Origin of the sequence: Acinetobacter sp. YH01009, from assembly GCF_013420765.1 — a bacterium.
GTDB classification, from domain to species: domain Bacteria; phylum Pseudomonadota; class Gammaproteobacteria; order Pseudomonadales; family Moraxellaceae; genus Acinetobacter; species Acinetobacter amyesii.
Window position 1 is genome coordinate 1 of sequence record NZ_VOYE01000044.1, and the last position, 1,802, is coordinate 1,802.

At 38.7% G+C, this 1,802-nt stretch carries 2 protein-coding genes; both read right to left on the bottom strand.

All coding sequences use genetic code 11. The features are described 5' to 3' along the window. Positions 1–430: 430 nt before the first annotated feature. Positions 431–1,435: a phage/plasmid replication protein, II/X family gene (locus tag FTT76_RS17430; RefSeq protein ID WP_180190658.1), complete on the bottom strand. Its 1,005-nt coding sequence runs from the start codon at positions 1,433–1,435 to the stop codon at positions 431–433. Then, positions 1,432–1,710, bottom strand: coding sequence for a hypothetical protein (locus tag FTT76_RS17435; RefSeq protein WP_005140575.1), 279 nt, complete (start codon positions 1,708–1,710; stop codon positions 1,432–1,434). Before FTT76_RS17435 ends, FTT76_RS17430 begins: the two co-directional genes overlap by 4 nt. Positions 1,711–1,802: the final 92 nt, after the last annotated feature.

The following is a 1,802-nucleotide window of genomic DNA, read 5'->3' on the forward strand; positions in this document are numbered from 1 at the left end:
ATCGTCAAAGCGACACGGGGTTTTCTACTAGGCATAATATTGTTCTAAAGGAGTAACCATTGAGAATAAGGTAACAGTAAAAAAAGGGGGTGTAAAGTGTGGGTTATATAAATAATTCCCGAAAGTGGGACAAATGTGCAGTATTACTAAACACTGCACACACGTCCTCCGCCTTCTCCTCGTCGCAGCTCCTCGTCGTCGTTGTCGTCCGAGTGTTCGTTGTTGTCATGTTGTCATGTAGACATGTTTACTTGTTGTCAGCAGGCATAGCCTGGTACTTACCGATCTAAAGCGAAAGGGAGCTTGTAATCAGGGAAAAGGGAGTTTGAGAGTCGTAAAGTATCAGTTCACTCGTAGACACTCGTTCTGTAATTTTTATCAGGAATGCACGCTTCCGCGTTTCTCAAGAAACAGGCAAAAAAAAACCTCATCAAGCGACAAGGTTTCTTTCATAAGCCCAATCAGGTATTCCGACTGGCTTGGCTTCCAATACTCGAATTAACGGTATTACATTGGATTTTTCTTTTGGTGATTTAGTTGAAATATCTATACCGTATTTGAGCATCTCACTACGACAACGGTAAAAAGCGGATTTAGACATAATTTGCTTTAAGTCATCACCATTCAACCAAGTTTGATAAACCATTCTCAGACGTGTAGGTAACGTATCTAAAACATCATCTTTGAGCATATAAACATCACTCAGTTCTAATTTAGATATACATTCTAGGAGTAACTCCTCAGGTGTGTCTATATCCCAATTAGAAAGAATGTGTAAGTGGCGTCTTTTTAGCTCTAATTGTCTAATGAAAGCCTCTATTCGCAAGGATTTATCAGCATATTCGAGCATCTCAGGAGTGCATAATTCAGGGGGTAATTTGTGACCTTTAACCTTGATCTCATTACCTTTGGAGTAACACTTTAGACCCCAACGACGAGAGTTTTTACCAAAATAAGCAGTATCACCAGAGAATTGACCAGCACCACGATGTTTTAAGTATGCAGTTTCACCAACAGCGCGAATCCAAGCTTGGACTTCTCTGCTGTTGTTTAGATGCCATGATTCATTGATGTCTACTCGTGTTAATTCATAGTGACCATCTTGAATAAGATCATATTGGAATGGATCAGGGCATAGACCTAAGGCTTCTTGTTTTAAGAGTTCATCAAAGAATAAACGCATTAAATGACGAATATCATTAGTTCCAAAAAGGTTATGACCTTGAAGAAATTTGACAGGGTTACCAGTGAAATAAACTAAATTTTCAGAATGCGACTGAAGCTGAATTTTGGATGAATGAGAACCCTCAACAGAGAGTTTTTTATTGCATACCCATTCTTGATTACCCAACGAATCAAAAGACATAACCATGCCTGAAATGAGCTTGCTAGGGTCATGTTTACAAGGAAAAAACCCTGAAACGTAATCAATCATAAATCCTGAACCTCCTTAGAAACATCACCGAGAATGGAACTAGCTTCCATAACGAGATTCTGACCGAATTGTTTAACGATCTTTTGTGCGTTTTCCTTATCGGCATGTATTTTTTCTAAGGTGTCTAGCATCTCTGTTAAAACAGGCTCATAAGCTTGTAATAGCTCAACAATAAGTTTTGTCTTAGGTGTGCCGTTTAATTCTGAAATACGGTCAAATAAAGCGTTTAAATCATCAGGCATCGTCAAAGCGACACGGGGTTTTCTACTAGGCATAATATTGTTCTAAAGGAGTAACCATTGAGAATAAGGTAACAGTAAAAAAAGGGGGTGTAAAGTGTGGGTTATATAAATAATTCCCGAAAGTG

Excerpts from the sequence above, each read along its gene's own strand:
- FTT76_RS17430 (WP_180190658.1), bottom strand. The coding sequence starts at position 1,435 with ATGATTGATTACGTTTCAGGGTTTTTTCCTTGTAAACATGACCCTAGC.
- FTT76_RS17435 (WP_005140575.1), bottom strand. The coding sequence starts at position 1,710 with ATGCCTAGTAGAAAACCCCGTGTCGCTTTGACGATGCCTGATGATTTA.